The organism is Streptomyces sp. 2323.1, assembly GCF_900221035.1.
GTDB classification, from domain to species: domain Bacteria; phylum Actinomycetota; class Actinomycetes; order Streptomycetales; family Streptomycetaceae; genus Streptomyces; species Streptomyces sioyaensis.
Map to the genome: position 1 here is coordinate 2,642,144 of NZ_LT907981.1, position 19,471 is coordinate 2,661,614.

Genomic DNA, 19,471 nt, shown 5'->3' on the forward strand with positions numbered 1-19,471 from the left:
ACCTGCGCGGCCACCCGTGCCCGACGGCCGGGGCGGAGCGAGGGCCTCCGGCAGACTTGCGGCCATGCACATTGCACTCGCCACCGAGCCGGGCGACCCCCAACGCCCAAATGAGGACTACACATCGGTAGCCCTTCCTGCCTCCGGCCAGGGCGGAGTCCTGGTGCTGCTGGACGGCGTGACGCCCCCCGAGGAGGACTACGGCTGTCTTCACACGGTGCCGTGGTTCACCGCGCGGCTGGGCGGCGCAATGCTCGAACTGTCGGTTTCACACCGGGATATGACGCTGCCTGATGCGCTCGCCGCGGCCATCTCCCGGACGGCCGACATGCACCGGACGACCTGTGACCTTTCTCACGCACGCACTCCGCAGGCAACCCTGGTCGCCGCGCGCTGGTCCGAGGACACCGTCGAACACCTCGTCCTGTCCGATTCGGTACTCCTCCTGGAGCGGACGGACGGCTCGGTGCTGCCGGTGCTCGACCCCCGGCTGGACGAACTGCCGCCCGCGGTCCGGGACCTGCGGGCCGTCGTACGGGCGCTGCCGCGCGGCTCGGCGGAACGGGCCGCCGCGGGCCGGGAGTACGGCCGCGCGGTCGAGGCGCTGCGCAATGCGGAGGGCGGCTTCTTCACCGCGGCCGCCGACCCGTCGGTGGCGGCCCGCGCGGTGACCGGCAGCACCCCGCGGTCCGCGCTCCGCTCGCTGACCGCCCTCAGCGACGGCGCGAGCCGCTGGGTCGAGGTCTTCCGAGAGGGCTCCTGGGCCGACTGCGTGGCCCTGGTGGCCGGTCAGGGCCCCCAGGCCCTGATCGACCGGGTCCGGGCGGCGGAGGCGGCGGACCCCTCGTGCGCGGCACATCCGCGCGGCAAGGCGCGCGATGACGCGGCAGTGATTTTTGTGGCGCCGTGACAAATCGCCGGCGGGCGGGGGTTTTCCGCCCGCGCCACGGCGCGCCGCCTCGACGGCGGCGGGCAGCGGGGCCGGGCGCCGGTGTCGGGGCGGCAGCCTGCGGCTATGCCTCGTCGCCGTCCTGGTCGGTGTCCTGGTCGGTGTCCTGTTCGCCCTCCTGTTCGCCCTCCTGCTCGGCGTTCAGCCGGTGCAGCAGGCGGGCCAGTTCGGCGACCTCGCCGCGGTCCCAGGAGGCCAGGCGGCGGGCGTAGCGGGCGCGGCGGCCGGTGCGGACACGGGTGAAGCGCGCGTGGCCCTCGTCGGTGAGGCGCACCAGGACCGCACGGCCGTCGGCCGGGTCCGGCTCGCGGGCGACCAGCCCGAGCTTCTCCAGGGCGTGCAGCTGGCGGCTCATGGTCGCCTTGCCGACGCCGAAGAAGCCGGCGAGGTCGGTGGCGCGCTGGGCACCGGCGTCGGCCAGCCGGAAGAGCAGGCCGTACGCGGCGGGTTCCAGGTCGGGATGCACCTCTCGTGCCAGTTCGCCGGAAGAGGCACGGGCCCGGCGGAGAAATACCGCCAATTCGCGTTCCAGGGCGAGAAATACATGATCCACGCCAATCGGTTCGCCATTCGCCGTCGCCCCGTCGGCTCCGGTGTTGTGCACGTCAGCGCCCATTCTCCCGCTTTCCCTCACCTGAAAGTTTCTGCCCTCGACGGCTGAAGCCGCAGCTCGGCCAGTATTTCGCAGGATTAGACCAACGGCAGCCCGCGGACCCTCTTTTGGCACGTGGTCTACGCGCGTATCGTCATTTCCGGTATGGCCGTACCCCCTCGGCCCCGGACGTCAGCGGGTCCACCGCGCGTCCTGGACACGTATCTCCGTGTCCGCCTCTCTGTGTCCGCACCTCCGTGTCCGCACCCGGTCCATGCCGTCGGCTCTTCCCCCCTCAGTCCACCGAGATCTTCGGAGGCACGTATGTCCGTGCTCAGATCCGGCTCCCCCCACCGACCCGCACGCTCCCTGGCGCTCGTGGCCGGGGTCCTGCTCTCCCTCCTCTCCCTCCTGCTCGGCCTCTCCGGCACCGCCGGCGCCGCGGGCGTACGGCGCGCACCCGAACCCCGCCACCCCGGCCAGGACTGGGCCGGTTCCCAGATCGCCCGGCACGAGGGCACCGCGGCCGGCGGCGTACCGCCCGCGGCCTCGCTCATGGCGTCCGTCGAAGGGGTCGACGTCAGCAGCCACAACGGCAGCGTCTCCTGGTCGACACTCTGGAACAGCGGCGTCCGCTTCGCCTATGTCAAGGCGACGGAGTCCACCAGCTACACCAATCCGTCCTTCGCGCAGCAGTACAACGGCTCCTACACCATCGGGATGATCCGCGGCGCGTACCACTTCGCCACCCCGGACACCTCCAGCGGCGCCGCCCAGGCCACCTACTTCGCCGGCCACGGCGGCGGCTGGTCCAAGGACGGCAGGACGCTGCCCGGCGCGCTCGACATGGAGTACAACCCCTACGGGTCCACCTGTTACGGGCTGAGTCCGGCCGGGATGGTCAACTGGATGAAGGACTGGTTCGCGACGTACAAGGCGCGCACCGGACGCGACGCCGTCCTCTACACCTCCACCGGCTGGTGGAAGCAGTGCACCGGCAACTCCACGGCCTTCGGCGCCGTCAATCCGCTGTGGATCCCGCGCTACGGCTCCTCGGTCGGCGAGCTCCCGGCCGGCTGGGGCTTCCACACCATCTGGCAGTACACCTCCTCCGGCCCGACGGTCGGTGACCACAACCGCTTCAACGGCTCGCTGGACCGCCTCAAGGCCCTCGCCAACGGCTGAGGACTTTCCCCCTACGGGCCGGCCCGTGCTCCCGTCGCGGAAGCACGGGCCGCCCTCGTCTCAGGCCGCGACCGGGACCTCCGGTGCGGCGCCGTTCGATGCCGGGGTCAGCGCCAGCTCCAGCACCTGACGGACGTCCGCGACCGGATGCACCTCCAGGGCGTCGAGGATCTCGGCCGGTACGTCGTCCAGATCCGGTTCGTTGCGCCGGGGGATGATGACGGTGGTGATCCCGGCGCGGTGCGCCGCCAGCAGCTTCTGCTTGACGCCGCCGACCGGCAGCACCCGCCCGGTCAGCGAGACCTCACCGGTCATCGCCACGTCCGGCCGGACCTGGCGGCCCGACAGCAGCGAGGCCAGGGCCGTCGTCATCGTCACGCCCGCGCTCGGGCCGTCCTTGGGCACGGCGCCCGCCGGTACGTGCAGATGCACGCCGCGCTCCTTCAGATCGGCGACCGGGAGCTCCAGTTCCGCACCGTGGGAGCGCAGGAACGACAGCGCGATGTGCGCGGACTCCTTCATGACGTCGCCGAGCTGGCCGGTCAGCTGGAGCCCGGACGCACCGGTCTCCGGATCGGCGAGCGAGGCCTCCACATAGAGCACGTCGCCGCCGGCGCCGGTGACCGCGAGGCCGGTGACCACTCCGGGCACCGCGGTGCGCCGCTCGGACGGGTCCTGTGCCGACTCGGGGGTGTGGTGCGGCCGCCCGATCAGCGGGCGCAGCTGGTCCACGCCGACGGTGAACGGCAGCTTCTGCTCACCCAGTTCGTGCTGGACGGCGACCTTGCGCAGCAGCCTGGCGACGGCGCGCTCCAGATTCCGTACGCCCGCCTCGCGGGTGTACTCGCCCGCGAGCTTGCGCAGCGCGTCGTCCTCCAGGGTCACCTCGCCGGACTCCAGACCGGCCCGCTCCAGCTGGCGCGGCAGCAGGTGGTCCCGGGCGATGACCACCTTCTCGTCCTCGGTGTAGCCGTCCAGGCGGACCAGCTCCATCCGGTCGAGCAGCGGCTCGGGGATGGCTTCGAGGACGTTGGCGGTGGCCAGGAAGACCACATCGCTGAGGTCGAGTTCGACCTCCAGGTAGTGGTCGCGGAAGGTGTGGTTCTGCGCCGGGTCCAGGACCTCCAGGAGGGCGGCGGCCGGGTCGCCCCGGAAGTCGGAGCCCACCTTGTCGATCTCGTCGAGGAGGACGACCGGGTTCATGGAACCGGCCTCCTTGACGGCCCGGACGATGCGGCCGGGCAGTGCGCCGACGTACGTCCGCCGGTGGCCGCGGATCTCCGCCTCGTCCCGGACTCCGCCGAGCGCGACCCGGACGAACTTCCGGCCCATGGCGCGCGCGACGGACTCACCGAGCGAGGTCTTGCCGACACCGGGCGGCCCGACGAGCGCCAGCACGGCGCCGCCCGCCCGTCGCCCACCACCGCCCTTGCCCGAATCGCTGCGCGATGCCCCTCCTGATGGACCGCCGATCAGCCCGAGACCGCGCTCGGCCCGGCGCTTGCGGACGGCCAGATATTCGGTGATGCGCTCCTTGACGTCCTCCAGGCCCGAGTGGTCCGCGTCCAGGACCTCCTTGGCGCCGGCGATGTCGTAGGCGTCCTCGGTCCGTTCGTTCCAGGGCAGCTCCAGGACGGTGTCCAGCCAGGTGCGGATCCAGGAGCCCTCGGGGCTCTGGTCGCTGGACCGCTCCAGCTTGTCGACCTCCTTGAGGGCGGCCTTGCGGACCTCCTCTGGCAGGTCGGCGGCCTCCACACGGGCGCGGTAGTCGTCACCCTCGTCCTCCGGGTCGCCGTTCAGCTCGGCGAGCTCCTTGCGGACCGCCTCCAGCTGCCGCCGCAGCAGGAACTCCCGCTGCTGCTTGTCGACGCCCTCCTGGACGTCCTTGGCGATGGACTCGGCGACGTCCTGCTCGGCGAGGTGCTCGCGCAGCGCCTCGGTGGCGAACTTCAGCCGCGCGACCGGGTCGGTGGTCTCCAGCAGCCGGACCTTCTGTTCGGTGGTCAGGAACGGCGAGTAGCCGGAGTTGTCGGCCAGCGTCGGCACGTCCTCGATCTGCTGGACACGGTCGACGACCTGCCAGGCACCGCGCTTGCGCAGCCAGCTGGTGGCCAGCGCCTTGTATTCCGTGACGAGTTCGCTCACCGCACCGGGCAGAGGATCGGGGACCGTCTCCTCGACGGCCGTGCCCTCCACCCAGAGCGCGGCACCGGGTCCGGTCGTGCCGGAGCCGATCCGCACCCGGCCCAGGCCCCGGATCAGCGCCCCGGGGTCGCCGTCGGACAGCCGGCCGACCTGCTCGATCCGCCCGAGGGTGCCGATGCCCGGGTACGTCCCGTCGACGCGGGGCACAAGCAGCACCCGCGGCTTGTTGCCCGAGGAGGCGGCGGCCTGCGCGGCCTCCACCGCGGCGCGGACGTCCGCGTCGGACAGGTCCAGGGGCACCACCATGCCGGGGAGCACGACCTCGTCATCGAGGGGCAGCACGGGCAGAGTGAGCGAGGTGGACGTCGAAGCCATGATCTCCCCTTCGGCAAGCAAGTTGAGCTTTTCTCACTCAATGCCACAGGGCCCGGAGATGTTCCCCCGTACGCGTTCGCTGTGAGCGATCAGGGGCGGGGGCCCGCCGGGGCGGCAGGCCGCGCCTGCCAGTGGGCGGGGCGGGTCAGGGACGGCGGGAGGGTGGTGGCGGCATCGCCCTTGGCCGCGTTGAGCTGTGCCTGGGTGAGGAAGAGGGCGCCCGTGAGGTCGGCGCCGGCGAGGTCGGCGTCCCGCAGATCGGCGCCGATCAGGTCCGCCGTGCGCAGATCGGCTCCCGTGAGGTCGGCGGCGATCAGGCAGGCCCCGCGGAGGTTGGCGCCCCGGAGGCCGGCCCCCTTGAGGCGGGCTCCCATGAGGTCGGCGCCCCGCCGCTGCTTCTTACGGCCCGGGACCCCCTCCCGGACCAGTTCGCTGGTGCGCAGCAGCAGGGCGTTGACCTCGCCCCGGTGGGCCGGCACATCGAGCGCCAGGAGTTCCTGGGCGGTGCCGCGGGTCAAGGCTTGGGTCTTCTCCAGTGCGGCCCGCAGCCCGGCGTGGACCGGGCGGGCGGCCGGCAGGGCCAGCGCCTCGGTCAGGTACCACAGGAGCTCGTGCAACTGCCGCATGACGGGGAAGACATCGAACATCTGCCGGGCAGTCCCCGGGGCGCTCCGCCAGTCCTGTCCGCCGAAGGTGACCTGGGAGACCTTCTGCCCGGCACCGAAGCAGTCGAAGACGGTGCAGCCGGTGAAGCCGCGCTGGCGCAGCTGGGAGTGGACCCCGCAGCGGAAGTCCGTCCGGAGGTTGGGGCAGGGCCGGCCGGCGTCCTTGTCGATCGCGAAGTCCGCCGAGGCCGCGAACGGCAGCGCGACGCAGCACAGCCCGAAGCAGCTGCCGCAGTCGGACCGCAGGTCGGGGTCGACGGTGTCCGGAGTCGACTGTGTGAGGGGTATCGACTGCGTACGGGAGGTCGACTGCTTGCGGGGTGTCGATTGCGTACGGGAGGTCGACTGCTTGCGGTGAGGGGACAAGGTGCGTGCACTCCTGCGGCCGGCGAGCGCCGCGCAGGGCCGCGCTCGGGAGGGGCGGCCATTCTCCCAGGCGCCGCGCCCGGCCGGTTTCGTACGCTGCGGCCCGGCAACACCACGCCGGGCACCGGGCGTTGTCAGTGGCCGCCCCTAGCCTCGGACCATGAGCATGATTGGGGAGTACGCACGTGTCACACCTGCCGAACTCGACCGCGTCCTCGGCGATCCCGAGTGGGCGCTGACGCTGGTCAGCGCGCGGCGGGAGGCGGAGGCCGACGCGGGTCCGCAGCCCGTGCCGACGCGCTGCCTCGACATCGACAAGGCCTGGGACGCCCTGGATTCCTGCTGCGCCGGGCGGCCTTCCCGGTGGACATCGTCCATGGCGAGGAGCCCGTCCCGGGCGCCGACGACTGGGGCTACGGTCCGCCCCGCTACCTCACCCCCGAGCAGGTGCAGAAGGCCGCCGCGGCGCTGGCGGAGATATCCGGTGACGAGCTGACGGCGGGTGTCGGCCCGGCGGACCTCGCCGCGGCGGAGGTCTATCCGGCGATCGTCTGGGAGCGGGGTGAGCCGCTGGACTATGTGCGCGAGTACTACGAGCAGTTGCGGCCGTTCCTGTGCGCGGCGGCGGAGCAGGGGGACGCGGTGCTCATGTGGCTCGGATAGCGGCGCCGCCCGGTCCGGCGGGAGGGCGGGGAACGCCGCCGCCGCGTCATCCCTCACGCCCCGTCATGACTGCTACCTTCGCGGCATGTTGCAGCGGATGTCCGGAGTTTTCATCGGCGCATTCTTCGGAACGGTCTTCGTGGTCGCCAATGCGCACGCCCCGCTGAACCCGGTGCTCGGCAACGCCCTGCGGGTGCTCGCGGTGCTCACCTTCGCCGGGCTGCTGGCGCTCGCCCGGCGGGCCGGGCGCCGCGGGCAGTCCGCGGCGGAGGGCCCCGAGGCGCCCCGGTCGGACTGGTTCCGGGGGAAGTTCGCGTTCGTCGTGGGAGCCGAGGTGGCGCTGCTGATCGGCGGGAATGTCGCGCTGCGGGAGGGCGGCGCCCCCCAGGAGACCGGCGTGGCCTGGATCGCGCTGATCGTCGGCCTGCATTTCCTCGCGCTGGCGGCGGTCTGGAAGCGGCGCAGCATCGCCGTCCCCGGCGCCGCCCTGACCGCGCTCGGCATGGCCGGGCTGGGCATGGCGGCGACCTCCGCCGTGGTGTGGGTGCCGTTCGTCAGCGGCGTGCTGTCGGGCGTGGCCCTGCTGGGCGGCTGCGCCTACGCCATCACCCATACGTACCGGTCCGCGGTACGGCCACAGGCACGCGACCGCGACCGCGGGAAGCTCGGGACGTCCGTACGGTCGTGAGGCGGCGGCTCCGGGGCGCGTCCATACGGCCGTAAAACCGCGACCCCGGGACGCTCAAGACGTCCATGCGGTCGTAAGGCGGCGGCCCCGGCACGCGTCCATACGGCCGTAAAACCGCGACCCCCAACGCTCAGGAAATCCGGACAGGCAGCCCAGAGACCCTCAGGACGTCCCTGCGCCCTGCATCGCCGGGCGGCCCAGGTCGCCGAGGAGCGGCGCGGGGCGGGTGCGGTGGGTGCGCCAGCGGCGCAGCAGCGGCCAGGCGGCCACGCCCAGGGTGAGCGAGAGCAGGTGGCCCCAGTCGGTCAACGGATCGGCGTAGGCGAGCAGATCCGTCACGGCCAGATAGCCGACGCCGGCCAGCAGCGGCCAGCGCAACCAGGCCGGCAGCAGGCCCGCCAGGGCTCCGATGCAGGTCATCACGCCGAAGCTGATGCCGTAGTCGAGACGGTGCAAGGAGGACTCGGGCAGCCGGCCGGCGGCGACGGAGAAGGCGACGGGCAGTTCGGTGGCGAGGGTGGCCAGCGCATGGCCGCCGAAGAAGACGGCGGCGGTGCGCAGAGCGCCCAGCCGCCGCTCCAGCGCCGTCAGGACAAAGAGGAACCCGATGGCATAGGCGGAGGTCATCCCGCCGGCGATCCACAGGGCGCTGGCGACCAGCACCATCAGCGGGGACTGCGCGAGATGGACGACGTCCGTGCTGGAGCCTTGCAGCAGCTCGGAGACCAGCCCCGGGTCGCCGTACTCGGCGAACAGCGAGGTGGCCACGAGCAGCAGGGCGTACCCGAAGGTGAAGGGGGTGCCGACGGGAGTGGGCAGCAACCGCCAGGGCAGCAGCCGCCAGGACCGCACGCGGGCGCCGGCCGGCGGGGCGCCCGCCGACGCCCCGTCCTGACCGGCCGGGGCCTCCTGGACCGGGACGTCATGAGCCGCGACCTCCTGGCCGCCGCGCTGCCGGGGTATTCCCGGCAGCAGACCCGGCTGCCCGTCCGGCCCGGCGCCAGGGGCCGGCCTGCGTCCCTGTGCGCCGGACGGCGCGCGTCCGGTCCGCATTCTGTCGGCGGTTCCAAGCCAGCTCACGGTCCGAGGCCCCTTCCGTTCATGGCGCTTCCGGTGAGCCACGCCCGTGTCCCTCGGTCGTGATCGCTCTGCCCTGATCAACGTTCCGGACCAGCCTGCATGCTCAACCCATGAAGAACCTGTGTGAGTGATATCCCTCACATGAGGCAACCGTCACCCAATCCGCCACGTCCGCTCCGATGGCGTCGGACTTCCTCCCGGAGCGTTGGACCGGTGCGGCCCGTATTGGCCACCATGGGCGCCATGGCTCCCGTTACTCCTGCGCAGACCCCGGCCGGCCACCTCGATGCCCCGTGCACGCTCGACCGCCGCGAGGGCCCCTACGGAGAAGTGGTGCTGCGGCAACGGAGCGCGGCCCCCGCAGCCGCGGGAACGGGCGGCCCTGCGGACCCCGTTGAACCCGTGATCTACGAGATCATCGCCAACGGCTGCTTCCTGATGGACACCTCCGACGGCCGCTCCGAGCGGCTGCTGATCGACGCCGCGCTGGCCGCCCTGCCGGCCGGCCGCCCCCGGCCCTCCGTGCTGATCGGCGGCCTCGGCGTCGGCTTCTCCCTGGCGCGCGCGGCGCAGCAGCCGCGCTGGGGCCGGATCGTCGTGGTCGAGCGCGAGGAGGCAGTGATCGACTGGCACCGCACGGGCCCGCTGGCGGCCGTCTCGGCGGACGCGCTGGCCGATCCGCGCAGCGAGATCCTGCACACCGACCTGGTAGCCCATCTGCGCACGGAAGCGGGCCAAGACACCTATGACGCCCTGTGTTTGGACATCGACAACGGTCCCGACTGGACCGTCACCGAGGACAACAACAGCCTCTACTCCCCCGCCGGGCTCGCCGCCTGCCGCGACCGTCTGACGGCCGGCGGCGTGCTCGCCGTCTGGTCCGCGCAGCCCTCGCCGGCCTTCGAGGAAGCCCTGCGAAATGCCGGATTCAGCGGGGTACATACGGAAGAGATCCCCGTTGTCCGAGGCGTCCCCGACGTGGTCCATCTTGCGCGGAAGGGCGCGTAGCCGACAGTCACACCATGCCCGTACGCTGCTGCCCAGCAAGACGCGACCACGCAGGGGCAATGCAGGGGCGGGCCGATGGACCAGACTCAGACAACGCAGGGCGGCGCCACCGCCGCCACGCCGGGTGCCCAGCGCCGGGTACTGGTCGTGGAGGACGACCCGACGATCGTCGAGGCCATCGCGGCGCGGCTGCGCGCCGAGGGCTTCCAGGTGCAGACGGCCACCGACGGCCCGGCCGCGGTGGAGACCGCGGAGGCCTGGCAGCCCGATCTGCTGGTCCTCGACGTGATGCTGCCGGGCTTCGACGGCCTGGAGGTGTGCCGCCGGGTCCAGGCCCAGCGCCCGGTGCCGGTGATGATGCTCACCGCCCGGGACGACGAGACCGACATGCTGGTCGGCCTCGGTGTGGGCGCCGACGACTACATGACCAAGCCGTTCTCGATGCGGGAGCTGGCCGCCCGGGTGCACGTCCTGCTGCGCCGGGTCGAGCGCGCCGCGCTGGCCGCGCACACCCCGCGCAGCGGCATCCTGCGGCTGGGCGAGCTGGAGATCGATCACGCCCAGCGCCGGGTCCGGGTGCGCGGCGCGGACGTCCATCTGACGCCCACCGAGTTCGATCTGCTGGTCTGCCTGGCGAACACCCCGCGCGCGGTGCTCTCCCGTGAGCAGCTGCTGGCCGAGGTGTGGGACTGGGCGGACGCCTCCGGCACCCGCACGGTCGACAGCCACATCAAGGCGCTGCGCCGCAAGATCGGCGCCGAGCGGATCCGTACGGTCCACGGCGTCGGCTACGCCCTGGAGACCCCGGCCGCATGACGCGGTGGTGGCGAACGCCCCTGCGCCGGCTGTGGCAGCGGATCTGGGAGGGGCTGCGCCCGCTCGACCCGTACCGCTCCGTCAAGGCGGCGCTCGGGGCGCTGGTCAGCGTCTCAGTGATCATCACCACACTGCTGGTGTTCGTCGCGATGCACTCCGCGACCGAGATCCGGGTCATCACCATCTTCTCGGTCATCGCGTCGCTGCTGATCACCCAGTTCGTGGCCAACAGCCTCACCGCGCCGCTCGACGAGATGACGGACGTCACCCGCTCGATGGCGCACGGTAACTACCGCCGCCGGGTCCGCTCCGAGCGCCGCGACGAGTTCGGCGCCCTGGCCGACGCCTTCAACCGGATGGCGGCCGACCTGGAGGCGGTGGACACCCACCGCAAGGAATTGGTGGCCAATGTCTCGCACGAGCTGCGCACCCCCATCGCCGCGCTGCGCGCCGTACTGGAGAACGTCGTCGACGGGGTCTGCGAGCCGGACCCGGAGACGATGCGGACGGCGCTGAAGCAGACCGAGCGGCTGGGCCGCCTGGTCGAGCACCTCCTCGACCTGTCCCGGCTGGACAACGGCGTGGTGCCGCTGCACGCCCGGCGCTTCGAGGTCTGGCCGTATCTGTCCGGGGTGCTCAAGGAGGCCAATATGAGCCGCGGCGCCTCCACGCTCTCCGGGCTGGCCGGCTCGGGCACCCACACCCGTACGGACGTCCATCTCCACCTCGACGTCTCGCCTCCGGAGCTGACCGCGCACGCGGACGCCGAGCGGCTGCACCAGGTCGTCGCCAATCTCATCGACAACGCGATCAAGCACAGCCCCCGGCACGGCCGGGTCACGGTGCATGCGCGGCGCGGCGAGGGGCCTCAGAGCCTGGTGCTGGAGGTGCAGGACGAGGGGCCCGGCATCCCCGAGTCGGAGCGCTACCGGGTCTTCGAGCGCTTCAACCGCGGCGGCCCGGCCCCCTCGGGCCCCGGCTCCGACGGCGGAACGGGCCTGGGCCTGGCCATCGCGCGCTGGGCGGTGGACCTGCACGGCGGACGCATCGGCGTGGCGGAATCACCCCGCGGTTGCCGGATCCGGGTCACCCTTCCGGGGCTGGAGTCAGCTCGAAGCTGACGTCCGCTGACGTAGGGTCGGTGGTGGAAGCACTCGTCCGTGGGCGTCACGGCGATGCCGCCTACCCGGGCACAGGCAAACTTGGTGTGTTTCCCGCCAAGTCCTGCCCCGAAACCCCTCCGGGAATGTGACGTACGCGACGAGTACCCCTCCCAGCCTGCATCAGGGGTCACAACAGGCGTAGCCTTTATTCCCGCTGTCCACCACCTTAGGAAGCGGAAGAGGGCGGTTGCCGCCGTGTCGCTACAGTCCCCCAACAGCTCGAGCATCTCGACCGACCACGAGGGGCAGGGAAAGAACCCTGCCGCCGCGTTCGGTCCCAATGAGTGGCTCGTCGACGAGATCTACCAGCAGTACCTCCAGGACCCGAACTCGGTAGACCGAGCCTGGTGGGACTTCTTCGCCGACTACAAGCCGGGCGCCACCACGGCGCCGAGCCAGCCTGCGGAGGGCGCTGCCCCCGCTGCGGCCGCCCCGGCGCAGTCGTCCCCGGCAGCGCCCCCCGCCGCCGCGCCGAAGCCGTCCGGCACCGGAACGGCCGACGCCGTGCCGGCCCCGGCTCCGGCCGCCCCGGCGAAGCCGGCCGCGAGCGCTCCGGCGCCCGCCCAGCCGGCCCCGGCCAAGAGCGCGCCGGCCAAGGCCGCCGCGAAGCCGGCGGCCGCGCCCGCCGCCGAGGCCACGGGCGGTCCCGAGTTCGTCACGCTGCGCGGCCCCTCGGCCGCCGTTGCGAAGAACATGAACGCCTCCCTGGAGCTGCCGACGGCCACGTCCGTCCGCGCGATCCCGGTGAAGCTGCTCTTCGACAACCGCATCGTGATCAACAACCACCTCAAGCGCGCCCGGGGCGGGAAGGTCTCCTTCACCCACCTCATCGGGTACGCGATGGTGCAGGCCCTCAAGGCCATGCCGTCGATGAACTACTCCTTCGCGCTGAAGGACGGCAAGCCGACGCTGGTCAAGCCCGAGCACGTCAACCTCGGTCTGGCCATCGACCTGGTGAAGCCGAACGGTGAGCGCCAGCTCGTCGTCGCCGCCATCAAGAAGGCCGAGACGCTGACCTTCTTCGAGTTCTGGCAGGCCTACGAGGACATCGTCCGCCGGGCCCGCGACAACAAGCTGACGATGGACGACTTCACCGGGGTCACCGCGTCGCTGACGAACCCGGGCGGCATCGGCACGGTCCACTCCGTGCCGCGGCTGATGCCCGGCCAGTCCATGATCATGGGCGTCGGCTCGATGGACTACCCCGCGGAGTTCCAGGGCACCTCCCAGGACGCCCTGAACAAGCTCGGTGTCTCCAAGGTCATGACGCTGACCAGCACCTATGATCACCGCGTGATCCAGGGCGCCGCCTCCGGCGAGTTCCTGCGGATCATGAACCAGCTGCTGCTCGGCGAGAACGACTTCTTCGACGACATCTTCAAGTCGCTGCGGATCCCCTACGAGCCGGTCCGCTGGCTCAAGGACATCGACGCCTCGCACGACGACGACGTCACCAAGGCCGCCCGGGTCTTCGAGCTGATCCACTCCTACCGGGTCCGCGGCCACGTCATGGCCGACACCGACCCGCTGGAGTACCACCAGCGCAAGCACCCCGACCTCGACATCACCGAGCACGGCCTCACCCTGTGGGACCTGGAGCGCGAGTTCGCGGTCGGCGGCTTCTCCGGCAAGTCCATGATGAAGCTGCGCGACATCCTGGGCGTGCTGCGCGACTCGTACTGCCGCACCACCGGCATCGAGTTCATGCACATCCAGGACCCCAAGCAGCGTCAGTGGATCCAGGACCGGGTCGAGCGTTCGCACAAGTCGCCCGAGCGCGAGGAGCAGCTGCGCATCCTGCGCCGGCTGAACTCCGCCGAGGCGTTCGAGACGTTCCTGCAGACCAAGTACGTCGGCCAGAAGCGCTTCTCGCTGGAGGGCGGCGAGTCCGTCATCCCGCTGCTGGACGCGGTCATCGACTCCGCGGCCGAGTCGCGGCTGGACGAGTGCGTCATCGGGATGGCCCACCGCGGCCGCCTCAACGTCCTCGCCAACATCGTCGGCAAGTCCTACGCGCAGATCTTCCGCGAGTTCGAGGGCAACCTCGACCCGAAGTCGATGCACGGCTCCGGCGACGTGAAGTACCACCTGGGCGCCGAGGGCACCTTCACCGGCCTGGACGGCGAGCAGATCAAGGTCTCGCTGACCGCCAACCCCTCCCACCTGGAGGCCGTCGACCCGGTCGTCGAGGGTGTCTCGCGCGCCAAGCAGGACATCATCAACAAGGGCGGCACGGACTTCACCGTCCTGCCGATCCAGCTGCACGGTGACGCGGCGTTCGCCGGCCAGGGTGTGGTCGCCGAGACGCTGAACATGTCGCAGCTGCGCGGTTACCGCACCGGCGGCACGGTGCACATCGTCATCAACAACCAGGTCGGCTTCACCGCCGCCCCGGAGTCGGCCCGCTCCTCCATGTACGCCACCGACGTGGCCCGCATGATCGAGGCGCCGATCTTCCACGTCAACGGTGACGACCCCGAGGCCGTCGTCCGTGTGGCCCGTCTGGCCTTCGAGTTCCGCCAGGCGTTCAACAAGGACGTGGTCATCGACCTCATCTGCTACCGCCGCCGCGGTCACAACGAGTCGGACAACCCGGCCTTCACCCAGCCGCTGATGTACGACCTGATCGACAAGAAGCGCTCGGTGCGCAAGCTCTACACCGAGTCCCTCATCGGTCGCGGCGACATCACCCTCGAAGAGGCCGAGCAGGCGCTGCAGGACTTCCAGGGCCAGCTGGAGAAGGTCTTCACCGAGGTCCGCGACGCCACGACGACGCCGGCCGCCCCCGAGGTGCCGCAGCCCAAGGCGGAGTTCCCGGTCTACGTCGACACCGCGATCTCCCAGGAGGTCGTCAAGCGGATCGCCGAGTCCCAGGTCAACATCCCCGAGCGGGTCACCGTCCACCCGCGTCTGCTGCCCCAGCTGCAGCGCCGCGCCGCCCAGATCGAGGACAACACCATCGACTGGGGCATGGGCGAGACCCTCGCCATCGGCTCGCTGCTGATGGAGGGCACCCCGGTCCGGCTCGCCGGCCAGGACTCCCGCCGCGGCACCTTCGGCCAGCGCCACGCGGTGCTGATCGACCGGGAGACCGGCGAGGACTACACCCCGCTGCTCTACCTCTCCGAGGACCAGGCCCGCTTCAACGTCTACGACTCGCTGCTGAGCGAGTACGCGGCGATGGGCTTCGAGTACGGCTACTCCCTGGCCCGCCCGGAGGCGCTGGTCATGTGGGAGGCGCAGTTCGGTGACTTCGTCAACGGCGCCCAGACGGTCGTCGACGAGTTCATCTCCTCGGCGGAGCAGAAGTGGGGCCAGACCTCCGGTGTGACCCTGCTGCTCCCGCACGGCTACGAGGGCCAGGGCCCGGACCACTCCTCGGCCCGGATCGAGCGCTTCCTCCAGCTGTGCGCGCAGAACAACATGACGGTCGCGATGCCGACCCTGCCGTCGAACTACTTCCACCTGCTGCGCTGGCAGGTCCACAACCCGCACCACAAGCCGCTGGTCGTCTTCACCCCGAAGTCGATGCTGCGTCTGAAGGCCGCGGCGTCGAAGACGGAAGAGTTCATGACGGGCGGCTTCCGCCCCGTCATCGGCGACGCCACGGTCAAGCCCGAGGACGTCCGCAAGGTCATCTTCTGCTCCGGCAAGGTCTACTACGACCTGGAGGCCGAGCGGGAGAAGCGCGGCGCGACCGACACGGCGATCGTGCGGATCGAGCGGCTCTACCCGCTTCCCGGCAAGGAGCTCCAGGCGGAGATCGCCAAGTTCCCGAACGCCGCGAAGTACCTGTGGACCCAGGAAGAGCCGGCGAACCAGGGTGCATGGCCGTTCCTCGGCCTCAACCTGATCGACCACCTCGACCTGGCCGTCGGCGCCGATGTGCCGCACGGCGAGCGGCTGCGCCGGATCTCCCGGCCGCACTCCTCGTCGCCGGCCGTCGGCTCCGCCAAGCGCCACCAGGCGGAGCAGGCACAGCTGGTCGCGGAGGCCTTCGACGCCTGAGGCGCCGGGCCGCCGGGGTGACCGGTGCAGGACAGCGGAAGGGCCCGTCCCCCTAGGGGGCGGGCCCTTCCGCGTGCGCGGATGCCGGCACGATCAGCCGGCCCTGGTCGCCGGTCCCTACACCTGGTGCAGCCAGGCGGTGAAGAACAGCGCCAGACCGACCGCCACCAGCGCCGACAGCGGCAGCGGCCACCAGCGGCGCCGTCGCCCGGACAGCGTCTGCTCATTGGCCCGGTCGACGGCGACCATGCCGCGCAGCACTCCCAGCGCCGCCACGGCGACGGGCACCGCGACCGCGGCGTGCACCACCCAGGCACCCACCAGCGTGGGCCCGCCCCAGGAATGCTGGTAATCGTGCGCGTCGACCAGGGGATACAGCAGTCCGTTGAACAGTCCCTGGGCCGCTAACAACGCCACCGCCCAGCCGAACAGCCCCAGTGCGATCCCGCATCCCCCCTGTGCCGCATACGCCCCCCGTGACTGCCTGATCCCCACCGCCAGCCTCCCGACCGAGGCCGGCAGCAGGCGCAGGCCCTTCCCTGCCGCCGCCCACGCAGAGGCGCCCACGAGGCTGCCCACAACAGTGGCCGGAGTGATGCGGTGCGCCCCCTGGCGCCGATTCGTATCCATGCCGCCATCCAACCAACTCGCCTGCGGCGGCTCCTTCGTGGCCGTCCTGCCCCCACGTACTCAGACGGGCTGCGGTTCGAAGTCCCAGTACGGGCGGCGGCGGCGCCGGGCGGAGAGGGTGTGCGGGTGCTCGGCGCCCAGCGTCTCGGCGAGCTGCCCGATGGCCTCCTGTTCCAGCTTGGCCGCCTCCGGGCCGCGGCGGAGCGCCCGCAGGTCCTCGGCCAGCGCCGTCTTCGCGGACAGCGTCAGCGGATGGGACTCCCCCAGCGTCGCCTTGGCGCGCTGCAGGGTGGCCCGGCCCAGCTCCACCGCGCCCTCCTCGTCGTCCACCCGGCTGCGGGCGGCACCGGCGTTCAGCGCACAGCCCAGCGTCCAGGGGTGGTCGGGGCCCATCGCCTCGGTCATCCCGCCGAGGGCGGCCTCCGCGAGGTCCAGCGCCTCCGCCTGGTCCCCGAACTCGCCGCGGACCAGCCCGACATTGCCCAGGGTGCCGACCGTGTAGGGGTGCCGCTCGCCGGCCAGCGCGCGATAGCGCTCGGCGACCTCCTCGGCGAGGTCCCGGGCGTGCCCCAGATCGCCGTGCTCGCGCAGGAAGGTGGCGTGGTCCGCGCGCACCATCAGCGTCTCGGGGTGGCGCGGCCCCTGCACCCGGCGGGAGCGCTCGACGAGGTCGGCCAGCAGGGCGGCGGCGCGGGTGGTCTCGCCGGAGCGGCGCAGACACAGCGCGAGGTTGTGCTCGGCGCGCAGCGTCTGCGGGGTGTGCGGGCCCATCACCTGCAGATGCAGCCGGGCGTTGAGCTCCTGGGCGGAGGTGGCGTCGCGGTAGCGGCCGAGCAGCCGCAGGGTGCGGGCGTGCGCGGTACCCGCGTTGAGCGTCAGATGGTGTCGTTGGCGCAGTTCGCGCTCCCGGAAGGCCAGCACCTCGCGGTGGGTGACCAGGGCTTCTTCGTACCGGCCGAGCAGTGTGAGGACATTGCCGAGGTTGTGCCGCGAGGAGAGGGTGCGGGGGGCCTCCGGGCCGAGGAGGTCGGTGTAGGCCCGCCAGACGGCGTCGAAGAGGTCGTAGGCCTGCTCGTAGGAGCCGAGCGCCATCAGCGTCCCGGCCAGACCGTCCTGGGCCCGCAGCAGATCGGCGTCGGAGGGGCTGCGCTCGGTGGCGAGCTGGTCGACGACGGCGCTGCCGACGGCCTCGGCCTCGCGGTAGCGGCCGAGCCTGCGCAGCATGTTGGCGTGCTGGTGGGTCAGGACGAGCATGGTGCGCTGGGTGGCGGCCAGCCGGGTGCGCCAGCGGGACATGAACTGTTCGCACAGCCGCAGGCCCATCCGGTATTCGCCGCGGACCCGCAGATATTCGACGCAGTTGAGCAGCAGCTGCTGGACGGCCGGTTCGGGGCTGTCGAGGACGCCGGCCGGTTCCAGATGCGGGATCAGCTCGGCGTAGCGCTCCCAGTAGCGGGTGTCGGCGGGGTTCTGCGGGTCGGCGGTGACCAGCACCCGGCAGGCCGTCGCCGACATCTGGTCGCGCTCGTCCTCGGACATGTCGCTGCGCAGGAACCGGTGGTAGAGCCGGTGCATCAGCGCGGTCTCCACGGCCGGGTCGGCGTCCTCGGAGACCTGGTAGTCGAGGCGTACGGCGGTGGACTCGGTCAGCCGGCGCAGTGCGGTGTTCCAGCTGATCGGCTCGGCGGCCAGATCGGCGAGGTGCTCGGGCAGATCGCCGCGGCGGGCCTGGGCGAGCATCGGGACGGGGATGGTGTCCGGGGCGAAGAACGCGAAGAGCTTGAGGAGTTCGACCGCCGCGGGGCTGCGCTCGCGCAGCGTGTTGAGGGTTATGGCCCAGCTGGTCTGGAAGGCCATGGGGTAGTCGGAGGAGATCCGGATGCCGACGAGGCTGGGCTCACCGCGGCGGATCAGCTCGATGTACTCCTTGGGGGACATCGGGTTCGCGTCGAGCCAGGCGGCGGTCTGGGCGAGCAGCAGCGGCAGGTCCTGGACGGCGTCGGAGAGCAGATCGGCTTCCATCGGGGTCAGCCGCGGTGCCCGCCGCCGGGCGTAGGCGACGCTCTCGACGCGGTCGAAGGGCAGCACCTCGGTCTCCTGGGCGCTGCCGGAGCCCGACCAGTCACGGGTCAGGGTGGTGATCAGGACGTGTCCCCGGCCGTCGGGGACCAGGTCCTCGATCTGCTCCATGTCGTCGGCGCTGTCGAAGATCAGCAGCCAGCGGCGGTAGGGGCGGCCGATGCGGAGCGCTTCGTGGACGGCGCGGATGCGGTCGCCCAGCTCCCGGCCGACGGGGAGCCCGAGGCGGGTGGCGAGTTCGGCGAGCTGCTCGCGGGCGGCGCCGCGGTTGGTGGCGCTGATCCACCACACCACGTCGTAGTCGTTGCCGAAGCGGTGGGCGTACTCGGCGGCGATCTGGCTCTTGCCGACGCCTGAGGTGCCGTAGAGCGCGAGCCGGGTCTCCAGCGGCGGGCCCGAGCCGGTCTGGGAGCCGGCCAGCTTGCCGTGCAGCTCTTCCAGCACGCCGTCGCGGCCGGTGAAGCGGTTGTTGCGGCGCGGGATGTTCCACACCTCGGGCGGGTCGTTCGGGAAGCGGGGCGCGCCGGGCCCGTCCTCGTCCACCGGACGGTGCGGCGTCGCGATGCCGAGCCGCGTCAGCACCCGGCGGTGGGCCTCGCGCGCGTCCAGGTCGCGCAGGTCGGCGGGGCGCAGCAGGGACGCCGTGGCGGGCAGGCTCTGGGTGGCCACGCTCACCGCGGCGAACCGGTCGGCGTGCGGGGGCACCACTTCCCGCAGCGCGGCCGTCCACTCCTCCGGTGTCTTGGGGCCCAGCCGGAAGTACCAGTCGTCCAGCACGATCAGCAGCCGGCCCTCGGCCTCCAGCAGGCCGGACAGCTCCTGGGCCAGCGCGGTGTCCGCCTGCGGGTCCCAGCGCAGCATGGTGGTGCCGTGGCCCTGCTGCTCCAGCTGATGGGAGATCCACGCGGCCCAGGGCCGGGTGAAGCCGGCGTAGCTGATGGTGATGTGCGGGGTGGAACGGGCCGGATCAGAGGAACCAGAAGAACCAGAAGAAGTGGCCTGATCGACCATGCGACCGTCTCCCTGGGATGCGATGGTGCGCGCGTGCGCAGGCTGTTT

13 protein-coding genes and 2 pseudogenes are annotated in these 19,471 nt (G+C 71.7%); 8 read left to right on the forward strand and 7 right to left on the reverse strand.

Going from position 1 to position 19,471, the window contains the following annotated elements; genetic code table 11:
* Positions 1 to 64: 64 nt before the first annotated feature.
* The gene (locus CPH93_RS10705; RefSeq protein WP_096212640.1) at positions 65 to 910 is read left to right on the forward strand and encodes a protein phosphatase 2C domain-containing protein; all 846 of its coding nucleotides are present in this window, start codon (positions 65 to 67) and stop codon (positions 908 to 910) included.
* Positions 911 to 1,013: 103 nt separating this feature from the next.
* Here the strand turns inward: CPH93_RS10705 and CPH93_RS10710 are convergent, their stop codons facing one another.
* Positions 1,014 to 1,565, reverse strand: coding sequence for a MarR family winged helix-turn-helix transcriptional regulator (locus tag CPH93_RS10710; RefSeq protein ID WP_096212641.1), 552 nt, complete (start codon positions 1,563 to 1,565; stop codon positions 1,014 to 1,016).
* A 300-nt stretch (positions 1,566 to 1,865) separates the two neighbouring features.
* On the opposite strand from CPH93_RS10710, the gene CPH93_RS10715 reads away from it, so the two are divergent.
* Positions 1,866 to 2,726 carry a lysozyme gene (locus CPH93_RS10715; protein ID WP_096212642.1) on the forward strand — a complete coding sequence of 287 codons (861 nt, stop codon included), beginning with the start codon at positions 1,866 to 1,868 and terminating at the stop codon, positions 2,724 to 2,726.
* A 60-nt stretch (positions 2,727 to 2,786) separates the two neighbouring features.
* Here the strand turns inward: CPH93_RS10715 and lon are convergent, their stop codons facing one another.
* The 3 genes and pseudogenes from lon to CPH93_RS37580 all read right to left on the reverse strand — a co-directional run.
* On the reverse strand, positions 2,787 to 5,246 hold the full coding sequence (lon, locus tag CPH93_RS10720; RefSeq protein ID WP_096212644.1) for an endopeptidase La: 2,460 nt from the start codon (positions 5,244 to 5,246) through the stop codon (positions 2,787 to 2,789).
* A gap of 89 nt (positions 5,247 to 5,335) precedes the next feature.
* Positions 5,336 to 5,533 (reverse strand): pentapeptide repeat-containing protein, encoded by a 198-nt coding sequence (locus CPH93_RS37575; RefSeq protein WP_443031460.1) that lies wholly within the window; start codon positions 5,531 to 5,533, stop codon positions 5,336 to 5,338.
* A pseudogene (locus tag CPH93_RS37580) lies at positions 5,522 to 5,638 on the reverse strand (pentapeptide repeat-containing protein); the annotation flags it as partial. The pseudogene CPH93_RS37580 and the gene CPH93_RS37575, both read right to left, overlap by 12 nt.
* A gap of 805 nt (positions 5,639 to 6,443) precedes the next feature.
* On the opposite strand from CPH93_RS37580, the pseudogene CPH93_RS10730 reads away from it, so the two are divergent.
* Positions 6,444 to 6,940, forward strand: a pseudogene (locus CPH93_RS10730) (YfbM family protein).
* A gap of 85 nt (positions 6,941 to 7,025) precedes the next feature.
* Complete coding sequence (locus CPH93_RS10735) at positions 7,026 to 7,628, forward strand: hypothetical protein (RefSeq protein ID WP_162501009.1); 603 nt, start codon at positions 7,026 to 7,028, stop codon at positions 7,626 to 7,628.
* A gap of 162 nt (positions 7,629 to 7,790) precedes the next feature.
* Here the strand turns inward: CPH93_RS10735 and CPH93_RS10740 are convergent, their stop codons facing one another.
* Positions 7,791 to 8,681: a rhomboid-like protein gene (locus CPH93_RS10740; RefSeq protein ID WP_093485146.1), complete on the reverse strand. Its 891-nt coding sequence runs from the start codon at positions 8,679 to 8,681 to the stop codon at positions 7,791 to 7,793.
* 270 nt (positions 8,682 to 8,951) lie between these two features.
* On the opposite strand from CPH93_RS10740, the gene CPH93_RS10745 reads away from it, so the two are divergent.
* From CPH93_RS10745 to CPH93_RS10760, 4 genes are all read left to right on the forward strand, one after another.
* On the forward strand, positions 8,952 to 9,716 hold the full coding sequence (locus CPH93_RS10745) for a spermidine synthase (RefSeq protein ID WP_096215385.1): 765 nt from the start codon (positions 8,952 to 8,954) through the stop codon (positions 9,714 to 9,716).
* A 75-nt stretch (positions 9,717 to 9,791) separates the two neighbouring features.
* Complete coding sequence (locus CPH93_RS10750; protein ID WP_006603143.1) at positions 9,792 to 10,532, forward strand: response regulator transcription factor; 741 nt, start codon at positions 9,792 to 9,794, stop codon at positions 10,530 to 10,532.
* Positions 10,529 to 11,653 (forward strand): sensor histidine kinase, encoded by a 1,125-nt coding sequence (locus CPH93_RS10755; RefSeq protein ID WP_093485145.1) that lies wholly within the window; start codon positions 10,529 to 10,531, stop codon positions 11,651 to 11,653. Before CPH93_RS10750 ends, CPH93_RS10755 begins: the two co-directional genes overlap by 4 nt.
* Before the next feature lie 237 nt (positions 11,654 to 11,890).
* The gene (locus tag CPH93_RS10760; protein WP_159032254.1) at positions 11,891 to 15,703 is read left to right on the forward strand and encodes a multifunctional oxoglutarate decarboxylase/oxoglutarate dehydrogenase thiamine pyrophosphate-binding subunit/dihydrolipoyllysine-residue succinyltransferase subunit; all 3,813 of its coding nucleotides are present in this window, start codon (positions 11,891 to 11,893) and stop codon (positions 15,701 to 15,703) included.
* A gap of 117 nt (positions 15,704 to 15,820) precedes the next feature.
* On the opposite strand, the gene CPH93_RS10765 is transcribed toward CPH93_RS10760, so the two are convergent.
* A complete protein-coding gene (locus tag CPH93_RS10765; protein ID WP_231977265.1) occupies positions 15,821 to 16,333 on the reverse strand; it encodes a hypothetical protein in 513 nt (170 codons plus the stop codon).
* Between the two features lie 60 nt (positions 16,334 to 16,393).
* Entirely contained in the window at positions 16,394 to 19,423 is a 3,030-nt protein-coding gene (gene fxsT / locus CPH93_RS10770) for an FxSxx-COOH system tetratricopeptide repeat protein (RefSeq protein WP_173909772.1), read from the reverse strand.
* Positions 19,424 to 19,471: the final 48 nt, after the last annotated feature.

Coding starts and splice junctions, on each gene's coding strand:
- CPH93_RS10705 (WP_096212640.1), top strand. CDS start 65: ATGCACATTGCACTCGCCACCGAGCCGGGCGACCCCCAACGCCCAAAT.
- CPH93_RS10710 (WP_096212641.1), bottom strand. CDS start 1,565: ATGGGCGCTGACGTGCACAACACCGGAGCCGACGGGGCGACGGCGAAT.
- CPH93_RS10715 (WP_096212642.1), top strand. CDS start 1,866: ATGTCCGTGCTCAGATCCGGCTCCCCCCACCGACCCGCACGCTCCCTG.
- lon (WP_096212644.1), bottom strand. CDS start 5,246: ATGGCTTCGACGTCCACCTCGCTCACTCTGCCCGTGCTGCCCCTCGAT.
- CPH93_RS10735 (WP_162501009.1), top strand. CDS start 7,026: ATGTTGCAGCGGATGTCCGGAGTTTTCATCGGCGCATTCTTCGGAACG.
- CPH93_RS10740 (WP_093485146.1), bottom strand. CDS start 8,681: ATGCGGACCGGACGCGCGCCGTCCGGCGCACAGGGACGCAGGCCGGCC.
- CPH93_RS10745 (WP_096215385.1), top strand. CDS start 8,952: ATGGCTCCCGTTACTCCTGCGCAGACCCCGGCCGGCCACCTCGATGCC.
- CPH93_RS10750 (WP_006603143.1), top strand. CDS start 9,792: ATGGACCAGACTCAGACAACGCAGGGCGGCGCCACCGCCGCCACGCCG.
- CPH93_RS10755 (WP_093485145.1), top strand. CDS start 10,529: ATGACGCGGTGGTGGCGAACGCCCCTGCGCCGGCTGTGGCAGCGGATC.
- CPH93_RS10765 (WP_231977265.1), bottom strand. CDS start 16,333: ATGGATACGAATCGGCGCCAGGGGGCGCACCGCATCACTCCGGCCACT.
- fxsT (WP_173909772.1), bottom strand. CDS start 19,423: ATGGTCGATCAGGCCACTTCTTCTGGTTCTTCTGGTTCCTCTGATCCG.